This window comes from Allokutzneria albata (assembly GCF_900103775.1).
Taxonomy (GTDB): domain Bacteria; phylum Actinomycetota; class Actinomycetes; order Mycobacteriales; family Pseudonocardiaceae; genus Allokutzneria; species Allokutzneria albata.
Genome location: NZ_LT629701.1, coordinates 1,914,378 through 1,929,126, shown reverse-complemented (window position 1 = coordinate 1,929,126; position 14,749 = coordinate 1,914,378). Strand labels below are relative to the sequence as shown.

15 protein-coding genes are annotated in these 14,749 nt (G+C 70.3%); 7 read left to right on the top strand and 8 right to left on the bottom strand.

Translation table 11 applies throughout. From position 1 onward, the window contains the following. Positions 1-157 precede the first annotated feature (157 nt). Genes BLT28_RS08645 through BLT28_RS08630 form a run of 4 tightly spaced genes read left to right on the top strand, consistent with a single transcriptional unit; the run spans position 158 to position 4,619 of the window. Complete coding sequence (locus BLT28_RS08645; protein ID WP_030432934.1) at positions 158-865, top strand: response regulator transcription factor; 708 nt, start codon at positions 158-160, stop codon at positions 863-865. Continuing rightward, positions 862-2,325, top strand: a complete 1,464-nt coding sequence (locus BLT28_RS08640) for a sensor histidine kinase (protein ID WP_030432933.1) — start codon at positions 862-864, stop codon at positions 2,323-2,325. Before BLT28_RS08645 ends, BLT28_RS08640 begins: the two co-directional genes overlap by 4 nt. Before the next feature lie 51 nt (positions 2,326-2,376). Next, positions 2,377-3,390: a terpene synthase family protein gene (locus BLT28_RS08635; RefSeq protein ID WP_030432932.1), complete on the top strand. Its 1,014-nt coding sequence runs from the start codon at positions 2,377-2,379 to the stop codon at positions 3,388-3,390. Further along, the gene (locus tag BLT28_RS08630; RefSeq protein ID WP_231950692.1) at positions 3,375-4,619 is read left to right on the top strand and encodes a cytochrome P450; all 1,245 of its coding nucleotides are present in this window, start codon (positions 3,375-3,377) and stop codon (positions 4,617-4,619) included. The genes BLT28_RS08635 and BLT28_RS08630 overlap by 16 nt, the downstream gene beginning before the upstream one ends. Here the strand turns inward: BLT28_RS08630 and BLT28_RS08625 are convergent. Continuing rightward, complete coding sequence (locus BLT28_RS08625) at positions 4,607-5,200, bottom strand: hypothetical protein (protein WP_030432930.1); 594 nt, start codon at positions 5,198-5,200, stop codon at positions 4,607-4,609. The two genes, BLT28_RS08630 and BLT28_RS08625, sit on opposite strands and share 13 nt — an antisense overlap. Before the next feature lie 91 nt (positions 5,201-5,291). On the opposite strand from BLT28_RS08625, the gene BLT28_RS08620 reads away from it, so the two are divergent. Continuing rightward, the gene (locus BLT28_RS08620; protein WP_156051710.1) at positions 5,292-5,738 is read left to right on the top strand and encodes a hypothetical protein; all 447 of its coding nucleotides are present in this window, start codon (positions 5,292-5,294) and stop codon (positions 5,736-5,738) included. 63 nt (positions 5,739-5,801) lie between these two features. Here the strand turns inward: BLT28_RS08620 and BLT28_RS08615 are convergent, their stop codons facing one another. From BLT28_RS08615 to BLT28_RS08595, 5 genes are read right to left on the bottom strand one after another with little or no spacing between them, the layout of a single operon-like run. After that, the gene (locus BLT28_RS08615; RefSeq protein ID WP_030432928.1) at positions 5,802-6,773 is read right to left on the bottom strand and encodes an ABC transporter ATP-binding protein; all 972 of its coding nucleotides are present in this window, start codon (positions 6,771-6,773) and stop codon (positions 5,802-5,804) included. Beyond that, the gene (locus tag BLT28_RS08610; protein WP_030432927.1) at positions 6,770-7,777 is read right to left on the bottom strand and encodes an ABC transporter ATP-binding protein; all 1,008 of its coding nucleotides are present in this window, start codon (positions 7,775-7,777) and stop codon (positions 6,770-6,772) included. Before BLT28_RS08610 ends, BLT28_RS08615 begins: the two co-directional genes overlap by 4 nt. Further along, the gene (locus BLT28_RS08605; protein WP_030432926.1) at positions 7,777-8,694 is read right to left on the bottom strand and encodes an ABC transporter permease; all 918 of its coding nucleotides are present in this window, start codon (positions 8,692-8,694) and stop codon (positions 7,777-7,779) included. Before BLT28_RS08605 ends, BLT28_RS08610 begins: the two co-directional genes overlap by 1 nt. Continuing rightward, complete coding sequence (locus BLT28_RS08600; RefSeq protein ID WP_081900745.1) at positions 8,691-9,719, bottom strand: ABC transporter permease; 1,029 nt, start codon at positions 9,717-9,719, stop codon at positions 8,691-8,693. The genes BLT28_RS08605 and BLT28_RS08600 overlap by 4 nt, the downstream gene beginning before the upstream one ends. A 5-nt stretch (positions 9,720-9,724) precedes the next feature. Further along, positions 9,725-11,530, bottom strand: coding sequence for an ABC transporter substrate-binding protein (locus BLT28_RS08595; RefSeq protein WP_030432924.1), 1,806 nt, complete (start codon positions 11,528-11,530; stop codon positions 9,725-9,727). Between the two features lie 102 nt (positions 11,531-11,632). Between BLT28_RS08595 and BLT28_RS08590 the strand changes: the two genes are divergently transcribed. Beyond that, the gene (locus BLT28_RS08590; protein ID WP_030432923.1) at positions 11,633-12,460 is read left to right on the top strand and encodes a M55 family metallopeptidase; all 828 of its coding nucleotides are present in this window, start codon (positions 11,633-11,635) and stop codon (positions 12,458-12,460) included. 13 nt (positions 12,461-12,473) lie between these two features. Here the strand turns inward: BLT28_RS08590 and BLT28_RS08585 are convergent, their stop codons facing one another. After that, positions 12,474-13,250: a hypothetical protein gene (locus BLT28_RS08585; protein WP_030432922.1), complete on the bottom strand. Its 777-nt coding sequence runs from the start codon at positions 13,248-13,250 to the stop codon at positions 12,474-12,476. A 55-nt stretch (positions 13,251-13,305) separates the two neighbouring features. Between BLT28_RS08585 and BLT28_RS08580 the strand changes: the two genes are divergently transcribed. After that, positions 13,306-14,106 carry an alpha/beta fold hydrolase gene (locus BLT28_RS08580; protein ID WP_030432921.1) on the top strand — a complete coding sequence of 267 codons (801 nt, stop codon included), beginning with the start codon at positions 13,306-13,308 and terminating at the stop codon, positions 14,104-14,106. On the opposite strand, the gene BLT28_RS08575 is transcribed toward BLT28_RS08580, so the two are convergent. Continuing rightward, a complete protein-coding gene (locus tag BLT28_RS08575; RefSeq protein ID WP_030432920.1) occupies positions 14,103-14,744 on the bottom strand; it encodes a class I SAM-dependent DNA methyltransferase in 642 nt (213 codons plus the stop codon). The two genes, BLT28_RS08580 and BLT28_RS08575, sit on opposite strands and share 4 nt — an antisense overlap. Positions 14,745-14,749 lie beyond the last annotated feature (5 nt).

Sequence of the window (14,749 nt, the reverse complement as noted above, 5' to 3'; positions counted from 1 at the left end):
AAGTCCGCTGAAAGCTCGACGAAGACCTGCTTGCGGGGTCGAGCGTCGTCTCGTGAGGTCGATCACGGGCCGCTTTGAGGTGATATTCAGGGTTCGGTCAGGCTGCTTGCAGGCGGGTGCGCCAAGCTGCGCTGGATCGCCGACGGGAAGGAGCGGGGTGAGCGCCCAGGACAAGACGCGGCTGCTCGTCGTCGACGACGAGCCGACCATCACCGCGTTGCTGAGCACCAGCCTGCGCTTCGTCGGCTTCGACGTCCGCACGGCCGCCTCCGGGACCGAGGCGCTGGCCGTCGCCGCGGACTTCCAGCCGGAGCTGCTGGTGCTCGACGTGATGCTGCCCGACCTGGACGGCTTCGAGGTCACCCGGCTGCTGCGGGCGCGCGGCATGCAGGCGCCGGTGATCTTCCTGACCGCCCGCGACACCACAGACGACAAGATCACCGGGTTGACGATCGGCGGCGACGACTACGTCACCAAGCCGTTCAGCCTGGAGGAGGTCGTCGCACGCATCCGGGTGGTGCTGCGCCGCGTCGGCGGGCAGGCCGAGGCGGACCAGCCGCGGCCGGTGCTGCGCTTCGCTGATCTGGAGCTGGACGAGGAGACCTGCGACGTGCGCAGGGCCGGGCGGTTCGTGAAGCTCTCGCCGACGGAGTACAAGCTGCTGCACTACCTGCTGCACAACGCGGGCAAGGTGGTCAGCAAGGCGCAGATCCTCGACCACGTGTGGCGTTACGACTTCACCGGGGACGCGCGGATCGTGGAGTCCTACATCAGCCTGCTCCGCCGCAAGATCGACATAGTCGAGCCCTCGCTGATCCACACGCTGCGCGGGTTCGGCTACAGCCTCCGGTTGCCCCAGGCATGAAGCTCAGGACCAGGCTGAGCAGGCTGTCCCTGCGCGCGCGGCTGCTCATCGGCACGCTCGTGGTCTCGGCGTTCGGGCTGCTCATCGCGGCGGCCGCGGCGGCGAGCCTGCTCGGCACCTACCTGACCGCGCGCATCGACGAGCAGCTGTCGGTGGTGCACAACGCGCTGTCGCAGCTGGAGGAGCGCAACGACCCCTTCAACCCGCCCGGCAACTCCGAACGGGTCGAGGGCATCCCGCACGAGTACGTGATCGAGTACCGCAGGCCCGACGGTTCGCTGTCGCGGCGTTTCGCCGCCGAGGAGCGGCCGCGGACGCTTCCGGACCTGCCGTCGCTGGACCTGGAGTCGGCGCGGGCACGTGGTGATCAGCCCTTCGACGTCAAGGCGCTCGGCGGGGAACGGCACCAGGGCTACCGCGTCCGGGTCCGGGTGATGCGCGGCGACGAGGGCGTCGCGGTCGTCGCCTTCGACACCACCAGCCGCGCGGAGACACAGGGCAGTCTGGCGCTGATCGAGCTCGGTGTCGCGGTCGTGGTACTGATCGTGCTCACCGTGCTCGGCATCGCCGCCGTGCGCGTGGGGTTGCGGCCGCTGGAGGACGTGGAGCGGACGGCGGAGTCGATCATCGCCGGGGGTGATCTGTCACGGCGGGTCCCGGTGCGCAGTGCTCCCGGCACGGAGATCGGGCGCCTGGCGATGACGCTGAACACGATGCTCACCCAGATCGACGGCGCTTTCCAGCAGCGCGCGGAGTCCGAGTCCCGGCTGCGGCGCTTCGTCGCCGACGCCTCGCACGAGCTGCGCACCCCACTCGCCGGTATCCGCGGGCTGGCGGAGCTGCACCGCCAGGGCGCGGTGTCCCCGGATGAGGTGACACATCTTCTGGGCCGGGTGGAGGCGGAGTCGCGGCGGATGAGCGTGCTCGTCGACGACCTGCTGTTGCTGGCGCGGCTGGACGAGGAGCGGCCCGCGGACCGGCAGCCGGTGGACCTCATCCCGGTCGCGGCCGAGGCGATCGAGTCGGTGCGCGCGTTGGATCCGGATCGGCCGGTGAGCCTGGTGATCCTGCCGGAGGAGGAGTCCACAGAGGACATTCCGCCGCCGTTGGTGCTCGGCGACGAACAGCGGTTGCACCAGGTCGCGGCGAACCTGCTGGGCAACGCCTTCGCGCACACCCCGCCGGGCACGCCGATCACCGTGCGCGCCGGGGTCGCGCCGGACGGGGCGCACGGGCTGCTGGAGGTCATCGACCACGGTCCCGGGCTCACCCCCGACCAGGTCGAGCACGCCTTCGAGCGCTTCTACCGCGGCGATCCCTCGCGCACCCGCAGCACCGGCGGTTCGGGTCTGGGCCTGTCCATCGTCGCCGCGATCGTCGACGCGCACGACGGCTCCGTGGAGCACGTGCCGACCCCGGGCGGCGGCGCGACTTTCCGGGTGCTACTCCCCCTGGCCTAACTCGGGGCGCTACGGTGTCCGCCGTTCGGTGGCCTTGGCAGGGAGTTGCCCATGCTCGATCTGCCGCCGGTGTACTGCCCGATCGACGGTGCCCGGCATCCCGAGGTCTCCTCGGTGCAGCGCCGCGCCGTCGAGTGGCTCGACAGCGCGGAGTTCTGCCGCGACCCGGCCGCGCGGGCCACGGCGATCGCGTCCTCCAGCGCGGACTTCTTCGCCCGCTTCGCCCCGCACGCTCCGGCGGAGAACCTGCTCACCGCGGTGCTGTGGGTCTACTGGGGCTTCGCCTTCGACGACGCGTGCTGCGATGAAGGCGAGCTGAGCGCCGATCCGGCCGCGTTCGCCGCACTCGCGGGCCGCGTGCAGCGGGCACTGGAGGCTCCGCACGCGCCCGCCGATCCCTTCGCCGCTGCCGTCGAGGACATCGGCTCGCGGTTCCGCGCCACAGGATCGGCCGTGCAGGTGCGGCGCTTCGTCGACGCCCACCGCGCCTGGCTGTTCGGAGTGCTCTGGCAGATGGGCAACCGCGCCCGCAGCCACATGCCCGACCTCGACTCGTACCTGGCGATGCGCCTGCACTCCGCGGGCGGCGAACCGACCTTCGCGATGTTGGAGCTGGCCAACGGCCTCGACGACATCCCCGAGCACGAGATGTCCTCACCCCGCGTCCGCGCGCTCACCGAGATGGCGATCGCCGTCGCCGCACTCGACAACGACCGGGCTTCCTTCGCCGAGGAGGCCGGCCGCGGCCAGACCGACCAGAACATCTTCACCGTGCTCGGTCACCAGGAGGAATGCGCGCCGCAGAAGGTCGTCGAGCTCGCGGTGAGCCTGCGCGACCGCATCCTCGACCGCTTCCTGCAGGTCCGTGAGGACGCCGCGCGCACCGCCGGCGAGCCCCTGCGCCGCTACCTCGCCGACCTCGGCCACGGCATCCGCGGCAATATCGAATGGGGCGCCCACGTCGCCCGGTACCACAACGCCGCACCGCTCACGTGGGCCGAGAAACCGCTGGTCAACCCTTGGACTGTGATCCCGCCCAGCATCGCGTGGTGGTGGGAGCTGTGATCAGCTGGCCACTGCTCGGGCACCTGCCCGCCCTCGCCCGCGACCCCTTCGCCTTCCTCGTCTCGCTGGGCGAGTGCGGTGACCTCGTGCGCGTCGACGTCGGGACGCTGCCCGTGTACGTGCTCACCAGCCCGGAGCTCATCCACCAGGTCCTGGTCACCGACGCCCGCGACTACACCAAGGGCAGGCTCTTCGACCGCGTCCGGGTACTGCTGGGCTCCGGCCTGGTCACCGCCGACCGCGAGACCCACCACCGGCAACGCCGACTGATCCAGCCCGCCTTCCACCGCGCCCGCCTCCCCGGCTACGCCGAGGTCATGCGCCGCCGCGCCCAGGCGCTCGTGGACTCCTGGCGGCCCGGCCAGGTCGTCGCCGTGGACAAGGCCATGCACGAGCTGAGCCTCGCGACGGTGACCGAGACGATGTTCTCCACCGAGCCCACCGACGCGGCCATCGCCGAGATCCACCGCTCCCTGCCGGTGATCTCCCGCAACACCGCGATCCGCGCGCTCACCCCGAAAGCCCTCGACCGCCTGCCCATTCCGGCGCACCGCCGCTTCGACACCGCGGCCAAGCGGTTGCGCGCGGTCCTCGACCAGATCATCGGCCACTACCACGACCACCACATCGACAACGGCGACCTGCTGTCCCTGCTGCTGGCCACGCCGATGAGCGACGTCCAGGTCCGCGACGAGCTGGTCACCATCCTCACCGCCGGAACCGAAACCTCGGCCGCCGCGCTGAGCTGGGCCTTCCACCACCTCGGCCGGCACCCCGAGATCGCCGAGCGGGTGCACGCCGAAGTCACCGGAACCGACGACCTGGCGAAGCTGACCTACACCGACCGCGTGCTCACCGAAGCGATGCGCCTGCACTCGGTACCGCTGGTGATGCGGCGTGCCCTCGTGCCCGTGCGGCCCGGCGGCCGCGACCTGCCCGCCGGGACAGAACTGGTGATCAGCCCCTACGCCCTGCACCGCGATCCGCGGTGGTATCCCGATCCCGAGCGGTTCGACCCCGACCGCCCGCGGACCGCCGCGTTCCTGCCGTTCGGCGCCGGCTCCCGCAAGTGCATCGGCGACACCTTCGCCCGGACCGAGATGATGATCGTCCTGGCCACCGTCCTGCGGCGGCTGCACCTGGAACCCGTGCCGGGACACCGCGTGCGCGAGGTCTTCGCCGGAGTGCCGCACCCGCAGTCGCTACCGATGATCGTTCAGGCGCGGTAGCAGCGCGCCGACGCCGTGATCCGCGGGTGCCTCCGGACGATCGCGTTGCGCAGGGTCAGGTCACCGTCGAGGACGAGGAAACTGCCCTGCGGTGCCTCCAACCGCACCAGGCGATCGGTCGGCTCCGCTGACGGCAGCCGTTTCCCGGCGTGGTGCGAGCCCAGGATGCAGCGCAGCACACCGCTGCCGGAGTCGACCTCCGTCACGTAGAGCAGGAACTTCAACCCCGGTTGGTCGTCGACCTGGGTTACCGGGTCCGGGCCCGGCAACACCGAGGCCAGCGTGATCTCCGGGTTGAACACGTACGGATCGGCGCCGAAGTACGCCTCGGCGACCGCGTGCATCCACGGCTGGTCGAAGAGGTCTCGCAGGACCGCTCCCTCCTCGCCGATGCTGTCCCGCTTCAGCGTCGCGCATTCGCCGTGCTCGCGGGCCAGTGCCCGCGCTGCCCAGAACATCCCCCGCCGGTTCTCCACCTGCTCCACGAGCACCGCCACGCCGTACTTCGACACCAGCTCGGTGATCGCGGCGGGATCGGAGACGTCGTCGTCGAAGAGCTCGAACGGTTGATCCGGCCGCACTGCGCGCTCCTTGTCCCCGGGGTTCTGTGGGATTCGAGCATGACGAGGCTGTCAAATGGCGGCGCCGCGCCACGCGCGAGATGGTGAACAGATGACTACCCAGGTACCCAAAGCGCCCGTGTGGTCAGAGGTGGCGTTGGTCGGCGCAGGCGCGCTCACCGCGTGGTGGCTCGTCGGAGACCAGTCGTCCCAGGTACCACCCGGAACACAGCTCGACTACTACATGAGGCTCCCCGCCTACAGCCCCGCCGTCGACATCGCGATCGGTGTCGCGGGTGTGGTCATCGGCGTCGCGCTGCTCGTGCGCGCCAAGGGACTGTGGCGCCTGCCGTTCACCGGAGCTTTCCTGCTCGGTGCTGTGCTCGGCGTCTTCGGCCGCGTGCTCACCGCGGGCGGCATCGGCGCGAACATCGGCGCCGGCCTGGTCTTCATGATCGGCCTCCCCCTGACCGGGCTCTGCATCGCGGGCCTGCTCATCGGAAGCAAGCTCGCCGCCCGCTCCACCCCGGACGTCGGGACGTCTTCAAGTCCCACCTAGAACGACCGCCGACAGCGACTGACCCCCGCCTGAGAAGACGGGGGTCAGCTGCTGTGGCGACCGTCAGGTTGTGGCGGCGCGGGCGGTTGCGACGTGGCAGGCGACCTGGGAGTCACCGCCGGCGGTGAGGATGGGGACGTCCTGCGTGCGGCAGCGGCGTTCCATCTCCTCGGGAAGCCCGGCGGCCACGAGCGGACAGCGCGGGTGGAAGCGGCACCCGCTCGGGATGCGCGTCGGGTCCGGCGGCTCACCGGAGAGCACGATCGGCTCCTCGGTCTCCGACAGCACCGACAACAACGCCTGCGTGTACGGGTGCTTCGGCGCGGTGAGGACCTCCTCGACCGGACCGACCTCGACGAGCCTGCCCAGGTACATCACCGCGACCCGGTCGGCGATGTTCCACGCCAAGCCCAGATCGTGGGTGACGACCAGGGCCGCCAGATCCAGCTCCTGCCGCAACTTCAGCAGCAGAGCCAGGATCTCCCCGCGCACCGACGCGTCCAGCGATGCCACCGGCTCGTCGGCGACCAGCAACTTCGGCTGCAACGCCAACGCGCCCGCGATCACCACGCGCTGCCGCTGCCCACCGGAGAGCTCGTGCGGGAACGCCAGGAAGTAGCGCTCCGGCGGCCGCAACCCCGCCCGGGACAGGGCATCGGCGACCAGCTCCCGCTCGTCACCGGGCACCTTGTGGATGCGCAGCCCCTCGGCCACCGCCTCGTAGACGCTGTGCCGGGGGTTGAGCGCACCCGTGGGGTCCTGCAGCACCAGCTGAGCCTGCCTGCGGTAGGCCTTCAGGCCCTTCGCCGTGGTCGGCAGCGGCTCACCCTCGAACCGGATCACGCCCTTCGCCGGCTGGACCAGGCCCAGCAACGACCGCGCCAGCGACGTCTTGCCGCAGCCGGACTCGCCGACCAGCGCCACGATCTCGCCCTTGCGCACCGTCAGGTCGACACCGTCCACCGCGCGGGCGGTCGCCCCACCGCGCGCCTTGAACCGCACCGACAGGTCCTCGGCCCTGATCAGCTCGCTCATACCGGCTCCCCCGCGGTCTCGGCGACGCTTTCCGGAACGCGCACGCACGCCGCCTGGTGCTCAGGACCAGCCTGGCGCAGCAGCACATCCGTGCCCTCGCACTCCACAGTGGACACCGGGCAGCGCGGGTGGAACGGACAGCCGCTCGGCAGGTTCGTCGGATCGGGCGGATCACCCGGCAGGCCCTGTGGCGCCATCCGCGACGCCGGATCGCCGACCGTCGGGAACGCCGCCGCCAACGCCTTGCTGTAGGGGTGCGCGGACTCGTGCATCACCTGCGCGCTCGGCCCCAGCTCCACCATCCGGCCCGCGTACATCACCGCGAGCCGCTGACAGGTCTGCGCCAGCACCGACAGGTCGTGGCTGATCATCATCAACCCGATGCCGGACTCCCGGACCAGCTCGCCGAGCAGCGTCAGCACCTGCGCCTGCACCATCACGTCCAGCGCGGTGGTCGGCTCGTCGGCGATCACCAGCCGCGGCCCGCAGGCCAGCGCCATCGCGATCATCACCCGCTGCTTCTGCCCGCCGGAGAGCTCGTGCGGGTACGCCTTCGCGTGCCGCCGGGGCAGGCCGACCCGCTCCAGCAGCTCCCCGACCGCGCGCTGCACGTCCGCGGGCGAGTTCGACTTCGCGCCCGCCCCGCCGTGCAGCGTGATCGGCTCCGCCAGCTGGTCGCCGATGCGCAGCACCGGGTTCAGCGCGTGCATCGCGCCCTGGAACACCACCGACGCGCCCGCCCAGCGGACCGCGCGCAACCGGCCCCAGGACATGGTGCGCACGTCCTCGCCGTCCAGCAGCACCTCGCCGCCGATCACCGCCGTCTTGGGCAGCAGCCGCAGCACCGACATGGCCAGGGTGGACTTCCCGCAGCCGGACTCGCCCGCCATGCCGAGGGTCTGCCCGGCCTCCAGGGTGAGGTTGACCCCGCGCACGGCGGGCACCAGGCCCCGGCGCGAGCGGTAGTCGATGGTCAGGTCGCGCAGTTCCAGCAGTGCCGACATCAGCGCTCCCCTCGCAGCCTCGGGTTGAGCACGGTCTCCAGGGCCCTTCCGCACAGGGTGAAGGCGAGCACCACGGCCACGATGCCCAGGCCGGGCGGCAACAGGTACCACCACGCGCCGGTGGTCACCGCGCCGTTGCCCGCCGCCGACTTCAGCATCGAACCCCACGTCACCTGGGTCGGATCGCCCAGGCCGAGGAACGACAGGGTGGACTCGGCGATGATCGCGCTGGCCACCGCGAGCGTGGTGTTGGCGAAGACCAGCGGCAGCACCGAGGGCAGCACGTGCTTGGTGATCACGTGCGTGTGCCCGCCGCCCAGCGCCCGCGCCCGCTCGATGTACGGGCGGGCCTCCACCGACAGCGTCTGCGCGCGCACCAGGCGCGCCGTGCTCGGCCACGACGTCAGGCCGATCGCCAGGATGATCGTGAACAGCCCGCGGTCGAGCACCGTGGACAACGCGATCGCCAGCACCAGAGACGGCAGCACCAGGAAGAAGTCGGTGAAGCGCATCAGCACAGCCGACACCCACCCGCCGAAGTGCGCCGACAGCACACCGATCACCGTGCCGATGACCACCGACAGCAGTGCCGCGGACAGGCCGACGGTCAACGAGACGCGCGCGCCCCACCACGTCAGCAACAGCACCGAGCGGCCGTTCTCGTCGGTGCCGAGCAGGTAGTCCCCGCTCGGCGCGCCCAGCGAGGGGCCGTCGACCTTGGTCACGTCGAGCTGGTCGGAGTCGGTCAGCACCGGCGCCAGGATCGCCAGTGCCGCGATCACGCCGAGCGCGATCAGCCCGGCCAGGCCGCTGCGCTGGACGCGGAACTGCTTCCACGCCCGGGAAGCGGCTTCCTTGCGGCGCGCCCACGCGAGCGCAGCGGGGGTTTCCCCGCGGGGGGTCTGGTTCTGGGTCATACGGCACGCACCCTGGGGTCGAACACCCGGTAGAGCAGGTCGGCGACCACGTTCATCGCCACCACGCTCCCGGCGAGGACGGTGAACACGCCCTGCAGCAGCGGCAGGTCGGGGTAGCTCAGCGCCTCGTAGAGCAGCAGGCCCAGCCCCGGCCAGGAGAACACCGTCTCCACGGTGATCGCGCCCTGCACCACGAGCCCGAGGTGCAGGAACACCAGCGTGATCGCGGGCAGCATCGCGTTGGGCACGGCGTGCTTGCGGCGCACCATGTCATCGCGCATGCCCTTGGCGCGGGCGGTGTTGAGGTAGTCCGCGCCCATCTCCTCCAGCAGCGAGGAGCGCATCACCAGCTGGTACTGCGCGTAGACCACCGCGACGAAGGTGATGCACGGCAGCACCAGGTGGTGGCCGACGTCCAGCAGCTGCGGCAGGAACTCCTTCGGCGTGCTCGGGTCGACCATGCCGCCGGAGGGGAACAGGTTGCCGGTCACCATCAGCAGCAGCAGGCCGAGCCAGAACGTCGGGACCGACCACAGGGTCAGCGCGACGCTGGTGGTGGTGCGATCGAAGCGGCTGCCGTGCTCCCACGCGCCGCGGATGCCGATCCACATGCCGATGATCACCGCGAGGACCGTGCCCGTTCCGACCAGCAGCAGGGTCGGGCCGATGCGCTCCAGGATCATCTCGCCGACCGGGCGGCTGTAGGCGTAGGAGGTGCCGAAGTCGCCGGTCAGCAGGCCGCCGACGTAGTCGAGGAACTGCTTCCACAGCGGGTCGTCGAGGCCGAAGCGCAGGCGCAGCTCGGCCAGCGCCTCCGGAGTGGTGGGACGGCCTCGGGTCATGGTCAGGACGGGATCACCCGGCAGCACGCGGAAGAGCAGGAAGCCCAGCGCCGCGACGAAGGCAACGCTGACGACCGCGCCGCCGAGCTTGCCGAGGACGAAACGGAGGGTGCCAGACGAGGACCGCCGGCCAGTGCTGGCCGGCGGCTCCGTCTGCTCACCCGGGGTGAGCAGGTCAGTCACAACACTTACTCCCGGTCGTCCGAGGACACCTTGCGGCGCTTGGAGATCACGACGATGGCGATACCGCCGAGCACGACGATGGCGATCACGACACCGATCAGCACACCGGTGTTGGAACCGCCGGACTCCGCGGCGCCCGCGGGAGTGGCGCCGTAGTAGCCCCACACGCCGTTCTGCTCGCGGATCACGCCGTTGCCCTCGGGCTGCTTGGTGAAACCGGAGAACTTGTCGGAGCGGTAGGCCTCCAGCGCGTTCTCGTAGTAGAGCACCAGGGACGGCCGGACCTCGTTGTAGCGGGCCTGGGCCTGCTTGACCAGCTCGGCGCGCTTGGCGCGGTCGAACTCGGCCAGCTGCTTGGCGTAGAGCTCGTCGTAGGTCTTGTCGCACATGTACGCGGCGGTGGTGCCGCCCTTGCCGTCGGCGCCGGGGCGCTGCGAGCAGGTGCTCAGCGACAGGATGTAGTCCGGGTCCGGGTTGGTGCCCCAGCCGGAGAAGGCCAGGTCGTAGTTGCCGGTGTTGGTCTGCTCGTTCATCTGGTTGCCGGAGATCGTCGTGAAGTCCACGGCGATGCCGATGTCGAGCATCCACTGCTTGATGAACTCACCCGAGGTGACGTCGTTGGGCCGGTCGTTGCGCGCGTACAGGCGCAGCTTCAGCGGCTTGCCGTCGGTGCCGATCCGCACGCCGTCGGTGCCCTTGCGGAAACCGAGGTCGTCGAGCGCCTTGTTCGCCGCGGCCGGGTCGAACTTGTTCATCTCCGCCGGGGCCGGCTCCCAGTGGAAGTCGGTGAACACCGGCGGGATCAGGCCCTTGCCCTGCTCACCGAAGCCCTTGAGCACCCGCTCGACCAGGGCCTTGGTGTCGATGCCCTGGCTGATCGCCTTGCGCACCCGCACGTCCTTGAGCGCGGGGTGGCCGTTGCCGATCGCCACGTTGTCGCGGGTGGCGGCGCCGGGGTTGATCAGCAGCTCGCTGAAGCGGCGGCCCTGCGCCTTGTTCAGCGTGATGTTGGCGTCGCCGCCCAGCGCCTGGTATTGGGTCGGGGTCAGCCGGTTGATCAGGTCGACCTCGCCCTTGCGCAGGGCCTGCACCGCGGCGTCGCTGTTCTTGAAGTACAGGAACTGCAGCTCGTCGATCTTCGGGGCGCCGCGCCAGTAGTCCTTGTTCGCCTTCAGCCGGATGAACTGGTCCGGCTTGTGCTCGGTCAGGATGAACGGCCCCGACCCGACCACCGGCATCTGGTCGTTGGCGAACTTGCCGATGTCGGTGACCTTGGACCACAGGTGCTCGGGCACGATCGGCACGTCCAGGGCGAGCATGGTCGCCTGCGGCGTCTTGGTCTTGACGACCAGCGTCCGCTCGTCGGGGGCGGTGACCGACTCGAAGGTGCTGACGAAGCTGCCGTTGGCGGTGGCGGCCGCGTCGTTGGTCATCATCAGGTTGAAGGTGAACGCGGCGTCCTTGGCCGTGATCGGCGTGCCGTCGGTCCACTTCGCGCCGGACCGGATGGTGTAGGTCCAGGTCAGCTTGTCCGGCGAGGACTCCCACTTCTCAGCCAGGCCGGGCGCGGGCGAGTTGTCCTTCGCGGCGTTGACGTTGAGGAAGTCATACATCAACCGGCCGAGCTCGGTCGAGGACTGGAACACCGCGAGGAACGGGTTCAGCGAGTCGATGTTCTGCAGCAGTCCCACCCGCAGCACCGGCCCCGGCTGTTGCTGCTGGGCGTGCGCGGGAACGGCTACGGGAGCCGCCAGTAAAGCGCCGCACACCAAGGCGCTGAGAAAACCTGCCAACCGGCGACCTGCCGACATTGTTCACCTCACCCTTCTCGCTGGGTGCGAGAAAATAACCACTCGCGCGACCAGGAAGTCAACGAGTACCTAAAACGGCGGCCAAGCCGTAACGTGGTCGCCGTGCGGATCTTGATCTCAGCGGACATGGAGGGCGTCACCGGGGTCACCTACGGCGGTGACGTGCTGCCAGGCAGCCCCGGATGGCAGCGCTTCCGGCCGGTGTTCACCGGTGACGTCAACGCCTGCGTCGAGGGACTCTACGCGGGCGGGGCGACAGAGGTGATCGTGAACGAGGCGCACAGCTCGCAGCGCAACCTTCTGATCGAGGAACTCGACACCAGGGCGCGGATGCTCACCGGGCGGCACAAGCCGCTGTCGATGATGCAGGGCGTGGACTCCGGCGTGGACGGCGTGGTCTTCATCGGCTACCACGCGGCCGCCGGGCAGAACGGCGTCCTGGCCCACACCTACCTCGAGAACACGGTGACCGGGGTCTACCTCGACGGCGTGCTCGCCAGCGAGGGCAGGCTCAACGCGGCACTGGCCGCCGAGCACGGCGTCCCGGTGCTGATGATCACCGGCGACGACCGCTGCTGCGTCGACGCCGAGTCCTACGTCCCCGAGGCCGAGCGCGTCGCGGTCAAGGAGTGCGTCAGCCGCTACGCCGCGATCTGCCTGCCCCCGGCGAAGTCCTGGGAGCTGATCCGCACCGGGGCCGAGAGGTCCATGACCCGCGCCGGGCGTGTCGCGCCCGCCCCCGCCCCGCACCGCATCGAGGTGGAGTTCGACGCCGCGCACCTGGCCATGGCCGCCGCGGTGATCCCCACCGTCGAGCAGGTGGACGTGCTGCGGGTGGGCTTCGACGCCCCTGACATGACCGAGGCGATGAAGTGCTTCAAGATCGTCTGCGCCATCGCCTCCGGCGCCACCGAGCCCGGCTGGGGCTGACCACCGCGGCCCGTCAGGACGTGGACGGCTGCCACACCAGGACGGTCATCGCGACCTGGACACCGGGGTCCACCTCGGTGACCACGACGCGGGCGTAGGACCCCTCCGTGGTCTTCACGCAGAAGGCCTTGCCGGGGCCGATCTCCGCCGACCCGTAGACGTGCTCCCGGTACCCGGCGGTCACGCAGTCTTCGAAGGTCGCATCGCGCTTGACCGGCGCCAGGTGCTTGGGAGCCAGCAGGGAATAGGCTGAGTACCTGAGGTCGTGTGGACCGCTCGGGTTGCTGCTCAGGGGCGTCGAACCCCAGTCCAGCCCATCGGAGTCCAAGTCCAGGGTGTAGCCCTCAGTCAGCAGCACCGGCTTGTCGCTCACCCGCTTCTCGGCTGGGCGAGCGGTACCGGTGACCGACGGCGGTCGCGTGGTCGGTACCGGTTTCGAGGTGGTCGCCGGTTGTGAGGTCGTCGCCGGGCTGGAGACAGCCGTGGTGGACGGGACGGGAGTGCCGCCACCCGCCTGCGGGGCCGGAGTCACCACACCCCGAGTGATCACCACTGTCATCGTCACCGCACCTGCCACGATGCCGACGACCGCCAGCACCACCCAGCGGTCGACGGGCTTGCCGAAGCTCGCCACCAGCTGGACCGTGCCGAGCAGCAGGGCGACGATGCCGAGGACCACGGCGACGTCTCCCGTTGAACTGGCCAGCAGCGTCACGACCGCCGCAACGTCGGCGACGACGCCGACCAGCCACAGCCGCTGCGATACCGGCCGTTGTTGCTCTGACTGCACCCTGCACCCCCGTGATCAAGATGACCGGCCACCTTACTGCGTTAACGTCGGGGACATGACGCACACCTTCGGCGACGTCCGGTGGCGACGGCTCGGGGAACCGGGTGGAACACCTGTGGTGCTCTGCCACGGCACCCCGTTCTCCTCCTACGTCTGGCGGGCAGTGGCGCGCGTGCTGGCCCGCCACCACGAGGTGTACCTGTGGGACATGCCGGGCTACGGCAGCTCGGCGATGTTCGACGGACAGGACGTCTCCCTCGCCGCGCAGGGCCGGGTCTTCGCCGACCTGCTCGACCACTGGGGGCTGACCGAACCGCTGGTCGTCGCGCACGACTTCGGCGGAGCGGTGTCGCTGCGCGCCCACCTGCTGCACGGCGCCGACTACCGGGCCCTCGCCCTGGTCGACCCGGTCGCGCTGGCACCGTGGGGATCGCCGTTCTTCCGCCTCGTCGGCGAGCACGCTGAGGTCTTCGAGCAGTTGCCGCCCGCGCTGCACCGCGCACTGGTGCGCGAGTACGTCGGCTCCGCCAGCGCCAAGGGCCTGCACCCCGACGTCCTCGACCAGCTCGTCCAGCCGTGGCTCGGCGAACCCGGCCAGGGCGCCTTCTACCGTCAGATCGCCCAGTCCGACCAGCGCTTCACCGACGAGGTGCAGACCCGCTACCCGGAGATCGACCTGCCGGTGCTCATCTGCTGGGGTGAGCAGGACTCCTGGATCCCCATCGAGAAGGGCCACGAGCTGGCGGGGCTGATCCCGGGTGCCCGCCTCGAACCCATCGCGGGCGCCGGGCACCTGGTCCAGGAGGACGCGCCCGCCGAGCTGACCGCCGCCCTCCTGGACTTCCTGCCCCGCTAGGAGCGGGCGATCAGGTACCCGTGCCGGGTCTTCTCCCCCGCGTCCGCCTCGCGCTCCGCCCGCGCGTACACCTCGAAGCCCGCGTCGGTCAGCAGACCGGCCACGAGATCCGGGCTCCTGCGGTAGAAGTCCAGCGACACCGCGTGCCCGAAGCCCTCGTCGTAGTGCGTGATCTCGTCACCGGACTGGAAGCCCAGGGCCAGGTGACCGCCCGGCACCAACGCGCGGCGGAACCCGGCGAAGACACCGGGAAGCAGATCCAGCGGCACGTGGATCGTGGAGTACCAGGCGCAGATCCCGCCGAGGCCGCCCTCCGGCAGGTCGAGGGCGGTCATCGAGCCCTCCTCGAACCGGATGTCCGGATACCTGCGCCGCGCCAGCTCCACCATCTCCCGCGAGAGGTCGATGCCGAAAACGTCGAGCCCTAAGGACTTCAAGTGCCGCGCGATGTACCCGGGCCCGGAGCCGACGTCCACGACCTCGATGTTTCCCTTGGCACGCACCAGTTCGGCGAACAACGACAGCACCGCGCGATCCACGGGCTTGCGGTCGATCCAGCCGGCGAACTGCTCGTCGTAGGCCGTGGCGATGGTGTCGTAGGAGGAGCGCGTGTCGCGCAGGAAGTCCGGCTCAGTCACGCGAG